At 40.8% G+C, this 6,040-nt stretch carries 4 protein-coding genes; 1 reads left to right on the top strand and 3 read right to left on the bottom strand.

Annotation, left to right across the window (positions count from 1 at the left end; translation table 11 throughout):
• Nucleotides 1-444: 444 nt before the first annotated feature.
• Nucleotides 445-2,865, bottom strand: a complete 2,421-nt coding sequence (locus P5674_RS09970) for a sucrose synthase (RefSeq protein WP_006620050.1) — start codon at nt 2,863-2,865, stop codon at nt 445-447.
• A gap of 517 nt (nt 2,866-3,382) precedes the next feature.
• On the opposite strand from P5674_RS09970, the gene P5674_RS09965 reads away from it, so the two are divergent.
• Nucleotides 3,383-3,787, top strand: coding sequence for a hypothetical protein (locus tag P5674_RS09965; protein WP_008057218.1), 405 nt, complete (start codon nt 3,383-3,385; stop codon nt 3,785-3,787).
• A gap of 321 nt (nt 3,788-4,108) precedes the next feature.
• Here P5674_RS09965 and P5674_RS09960 read toward each other — a convergent pair whose 3' ends face one another.
• Together P5674_RS09960 and P5674_RS09955 are read right to left on the bottom strand one after the other, a co-directional pair.
• On the bottom strand, nt 4,109-5,104 hold the full coding sequence (locus P5674_RS09960; RefSeq protein ID WP_006620052.1) for an SGNH/GDSL hydrolase family protein: 996 nt from the start codon (nt 5,102-5,104) through the stop codon (nt 4,109-4,111).
• 187 nt (nt 5,105-5,291) lie between these two features.
• A partial coding sequence (locus tag P5674_RS09955; RefSeq protein ID WP_315641019.1) for an amino acid--tRNA ligase-related protein occupies nt 5,292-6,040 on the bottom strand: 749 nt, incomplete at its 5' end.

The raw sequence follows: 6,040 nt of genomic DNA, 5'->3' as shown, positions 1-6,040 counted from the left end.
GATAGAAAGGTTCAGCAAAGGTAGTTTCTTCGCGAATTTCCTCACGGGGTTGATAGAAAGGTTCAGCAAAGGTAGTTTCTTCGCGAATTTCCTCACGGGGTTGATAAAAAGGTTCCGAGAAGGGACTTTGATTATCCGAGAAACGCCTGCGATCTTGAGTTAGGTTGAGAAGTCGTTCAACTTCGGACTCAGCGATCGCCGATGTAGTCCCGGACGTGGCGATCGCGGGACCTGTAAAGCCGGGAATTGCTAAAGCCATCAGGCCAGCAATGATAGCAGTTTTGATACCCATAGGACTAAGTGTGCGTGTTATGGTTTGAGGTTATAGCTGTTAGTTAAGCGTACCAGATCGTATTCTAACATCCGGATCGGTTTTCCGACAGCCTCCAACCGATCCAAAATCGCCGAAATCTCTTACCAAGTTCGCCGGGACTAGACCCATTTCTAACGTTGTAGATGCTGTTGCAATAACTCCTGGCACCTGGGTTTATAGATCAAATAGAATAAAGCCTCCAAATAGCGCATCATATCGGCGCGTTTTTCCTTAGAGACATATTTCCAGAACCCATAGACGCGGGTAAGAGTCAACAATCGAGAAGTGTGTATTTTCCAGGTATAGCTACTGTAAACCCGATCCATTCCCCGTTGAGAAATTTCATTCCAGAAACCGATATTATATTGACATCGAACCAGAAACTCATCTAACTTGGCAGCAGTCTCGTCATAGTTAGTGGGGTTAATGTAAAAGCCATTAATTTTATCTTTGATAATTTCCAGAGGGCCCCCGAATTGAGTAGCAAAGGTAGGTAAACCGGATATCATGGCTTCTAAAATAGTTAACCCAAAGGCTTCAAAGAGAGCAGGTTGGACAAAGATACCATGATGGTCAGCAATTACCCGATACATTTCTCCGGTATCAGTTTTAGAAAGTCGGACACCGAGCCAGCGGACTTTATCATAAAGATTATAGTGCTCAATGAGATGATACATCTTTTTAATTTCTTCGGCTTCTTCATAGTCGCTCGAATCTTCTACCCGGAGTTTTCCAGCAATAAAAATCAAGTTAGCTTTTTCTTGCAATTCGGGATGTTGACCATAGCACTCTACCAAACCCGTGATATTTTTAATTCGGTCTAAACGAGCGACTGAAAATAGGGGCGGCTTGGTTGGGTCAGCCAATTTACCAAACACTTGGTTAGGGTCATCTAGGTAAAAAATCAACTCTTCTAGCCGTTGGCGATCGCTGGATATGCGTTCTTCCGTGCGAGTATAGGGGAAGAAAATAGTCTCATTTACACCAGGGGGAACCACATTAAATTTAGGGCTAAATAGTTCAATACCATTGACCACATGATATAAACCGGGCATAGTATAAGACTTATAAGACTCATATTGACCCACACTATCAGTAGTGCCAATGATTTCTTGATAGGTACTGCTAATAATGAAATTAGCGGCATTCATAGCAATTAAATCTGCGGTAAATTGCAAGGAGAAATGATATTTATCATCCATATCCTGCCAGTACAAATCACTAAACACATATTTAGATTTTTCTAAAGCATGAGCCACATTACACTGAATAACATTCAGGCGTTTAGACAGCAAAAATGCGACTAAATTACCATCAGAATAATTGCCAACAATCAAGTCAGGACGACCTTGGAACTCCGCCAAAATTTCAGTTTCCGCATCAATAGCAAAAGTTTCTAGGTAAGGCCATATCTCAAACCTAGATATCCAGTTTTGGGTAACATTAGGGTTAAATTCCCGGAAGGGAACCCTGAGAATCCAGGCATTTTTAGTCCCATAAACTTTTTCTAATCGTTGATCACAACGAGTCCCATCACTATGAGGAATTAAACGAGTTAAAATCATCACTTTGGGTTGGACTCCCAAAACACTCAAGCCGGAGAGTTTCAATTCTTCCTCGAGTTCCATTTCTAAGCTACGCGCTTGGTCTAAAATATAGACAATTTGACCCCCCGTATCAGGACGACCTAAGACTCCTTCCTGAGCAAACCAGCCATGAATAGAGACTAAAACGATACGGAAAATCATGGGAATCCGAGCGAGGAATGCTTCTAATACTTGATGGTCGGGAGAGTCCAGAAGTTCGTCAAGTATTTCTAGGGTTTCCAAAGCTCGTCTGGCGGTATTTCCCCATCCGGGTTCAAAACCAATTTCTTGCAATTCAAACCGGAATTTTTCGTAAGGTTCTTTTGGAGAACGTTTATTAAGTAATGAAATGGCTTTTTTAATGGCGTAGGAAAGTTGGTTTTGATTAGTGATGCGATCGTTAATCAGTAATTGTAAGCCATTATAAGAATGGAGGCTGAGAAATTGATACAGAGATTCCAGCCACTGATTAGAGTCTTGAAAGAGTTTGCTGGATAAATAGCGGTTGAGATAACGGACACCTTTACCAATATTTTTCGAGTCTCGCAGTTGGGGAGAATAGTCATAAAAGGGGCCAAAGTCTATGGCGAAAACATTGCCATCATGGGGATGGTGATGGTCTACGAAGTGATCGCGTAAATCCAGCAATTCCTGAACACTCATCACATCAACCGATAGATCAGGTCGGAGACGAAACCTTTCCTGGGTGGCTATCTGGGGACGTACAATCAAGCAAATACTTTCATTTTCGAGAATAATTTCTTGGGTATAGTAAATCAGTTTACTGAGGTGAGAACTATCGACAAAATGAGCGGCTTTTTGAAATTTTAGGCAATAATCAGCAAAGGCTTGTAGAATATCATTGCGGAGTAAATATCGCTTCTCGGAGATTCTCAGTTCACTATAAAATTGTCGCAGATCCTGTTTCTCATCGCTCTCAATTACGTTCTGAATCAGTTCGGACATTAAAAATTCTCCTGATTAGTTTGTTGTTAATGGTGTGGTTGTCCCTAACCTAGTCTTGATTTATAGGTCTTCGTTTGCTGATCACACATCTTACCCAGTATAGATTTTGGCTGGGAAGGTTTGACAAAAATTTATGGTGATATGGTGATATGTTGATGGGTCTTATATGGATTTTGGCTATTCTCTGATTTCCCATATCTGTCAGGGAGAGGGTTGGATGCTTAAATATCCCTCAAATGGGGGGTTATGCTAACGGGGGTGACTCTTGTTGGGACAATATACCTCGGGGGTGGGCGCTATCTCATCAAAAATGGTGAAATGATGATTTAGATCCTGATCCCCCGGGAAGGCGATCGCATTATTTCATAGAAATATGGTAGTTTTCTATGATTTAGCTTTCCCCCTTATACCTGGGTCCCTAATCTGCTGTTAGGTATAGTTATGATCCGAATTATTAGATTAATTATTATTTGTTGTACAATCTGATGGTATTTTGGTCTCTCAATCTATAAGTGATATGTCAACAATGGATTACAACAATACACCGAAACCCATCACGGGTGAAATGGATGATAAGGCTAAAGCCCGTTTGCTTCTGACATTATGGGCGTTGGGAGGAACACAGACTAAGGTTAAGAAAAGTGATCTGACCAGTAAAGTCAAACAAAAACGACAAGGTAAGAAAGTCGGGATTTATCAGGGACTCTATGAGGATCTCAAAAATGCTGGGGCGATTGAGATTCATAAAGAAAACCAAGTCCCAATGGTTTTATTAACAGAAACAGGTAAATGGATGTTGGTTGAAGCCCTACAAAATCATGAATTTGAGTTTGAGGGAACTGTGGTTGCGTCTCGGTTGGCTAATGGATTAGTTGATTTAGTTCGAGCCATAAGTCAGAGAACATCTGGGACTGATACCTAATCATATTTAGCCAAAAATTGGTAAGTTGAACTGTCTTGACTATCCCCCAACCAATGACCCTATTTCCCCCTAATCAAAACATGGGATAGATTTGAAAAACCTTCCTTGTAAATACCAGCACTCAAATCTGGATCGCCTTTCATTTCCGTGATCAAGTTTACTCCTCACACTTTCTTAAACGCGATAACGGATTCAGATCCAGATTGATGTGGTCTAATTATGAGGTGTGTCTACTAACAATCAATACACCCCTATCATGTTGCTTGAATGGAGATGTTATTGTGGCTTCGATTTGCCTTTTTTAACCATAGCACCAACTCCTCAAACAATTAAAGCTACAGTGGCTGAAGGTTCGGGGACAGATTTCTTATTATATTCTGTTTGCATTTGATGATAAACGCCACTAGCAATAATTTGATGGGCTGTGGTAGTGGGGTGGATATAATCCCAGAATAGATACTCGTGGGGGTTCTGACAAATTGTGCCTGATCTTAAGGATAGACAGCTATCAGTTACGTTGGTTAATCCAAATTCCTGAGGGTTAGCGATCGCATTATCGAATAAACTACCCACATCAAAAAAGCTAATATGGGCATTAGATAAACTTTGATTTAACCCTAATATTCCTTGCTGTAAGGCTTGATTATGTTGGATACTGAGGCTATTAAGTGCGGCTGGGTTAAAGGAATTAAAAGGGTCAACTGGGTCGAAGGGATTAAATTGGGCAATGGGTGTTTTTCCTAATTGCGGTAAATTTAGCACTAGAAAATTACGGGCTCCCACACCATACAAAGAACTTACAGCTTGCGTAATATTATTAACCGGGATATTTACATCAGTTTCCCTTCCCCCTAAATAATCATTTGCTCCCGCCCAAAGAATATATAACGCATCAGATTCGCGGATTGACCGGACATTAATAAAGGGGCAATAAATGCCTGTAATTGAGTTGATCAACCTGGTAAAAATCCAGGCGTTAAAATCTCCGGTTGTCGCTCCATTAAAGGCAAAATTTACCCCGTCAATGGGAGAGTCTGGGTCGATTAATGTAGTCGGATTTAAACCGAATTCTGAGGCTAAATAATCTACCCATAGTAATCCATTAGATGCTCGTTGCTCGAAGTAGGGTAGACCTTGAAAAATGGCTCCGCTAGTGGCTTTATAAGCGTTACCTGTATCTGATAAACTGTCTCCAAATGTATAGATTTGACTAAAGTTAAAGGTGGCGGCGATCGCTGAGGTTTCAGTAATAATACTTATGGCGATCGCACTAATAATGCTGGTAGTCAATGAGATACTTTTGTAGATGCTTTTCATAACCAGCCCTGGTGTAAATTGGGGTAATTTGTACATGGTAAGGCAACTTTAACATGATGACTCCGTGAAATTACATAGGCTGGTGTAAACTTTCAGGATGATTTTAGTAAAGGTTTGGGAAAGCCATGGTGCTGAGGTCTGGGGATAATCAATAATTACCCCCAGACAGACCTGAAATTAATGGGAATTAAGTATCTTTGAAGGAACGCATAGTTGGGAATAAAATAGCATCGCGGATACTCTGGGTATCAGTTAAAAACATAACTAGGCGGTCAACTCCAATTCCCATACCACCACAGTTAGGCATCCCCAAAGAAAGTGCTTGAATAAAATCTTCATCCATGGGGTGTGCTTCATCATCTCCGGCTTGTTTTTGAGCCAATTGTTCCTCAAATCGCTGCCGTTGATCTACGGGATCATTTAACTCGGAAAACCCGTTAGAATATTCAGTGCCATGAATAAATAATTCAAACCTCTCTACAAATCCCGGCTTAGAACGGTGTCGTTTAGCCAAGGGACTTACTTCTACGGGAAAATCAATAATAAATGTAGGTTCAATTAAGGTTGATTCTACCTTTTGGTCAAAGACAGCATAGAGTAAATATCCCAAATTTTGAGTATTTAAGTCTGTGAGTCTCACGCCGATCGCTTCAGCTTTGGATTTAGCTTCTGAGAATTCCAAGGTATCAAAATCTAAGCCAGTTTCATCTCGGACAGCTTCGACCATAGTTTTAACCCGCCAATGTTTTCCGGTGAAGGTGGGATAAATATTGCTGTAGTCATATTGGCGATCGATACTGATTTTATCTCCCTGATAATCAATCTGAGTAGACCCGCCCAAAACCTCTGTAGCTACGGCACAGATTAAGTCTTCAACCAAAGCCATAATTTGGAAATAGTCAGCATAGGCTTGATAGACTTCAATGGAGGTAAATT

It is taken from the genome of Limnospira sp. PMC 289.06, from assembly GCF_032350395.1.
GTDB classification, from domain to species: Bacteria; Cyanobacteriota; Cyanobacteriia; order Cyanobacteriales; family Microcoleaceae; genus Limnospira; species Limnospira platensis.
This window is presented reverse-complemented; position numbering and strand designations above follow the sequence as displayed.

Excerpts from the sequence above, each read along its gene's own strand:
- P5674_RS09965 (WP_008057218.1), top strand. The coding sequence starts at position 3,383 with ATGTCAACAATGGATTACAACAATACACCGAAACCCATCACGGGTGAA.
- P5674_RS09960 (WP_006620052.1), bottom strand. The coding sequence starts at position 5,104 with ATGAAAAGCATCTACAAAAGTATCTCATTGACTACCAGCATTATTAGT.
- P5674_RS09970 (WP_006620050.1), bottom strand. The coding sequence starts at position 2,865 with ATGTCCGAACTGATTCAGAACGTAATTGAGAGCGATGAGAAACAGGAT.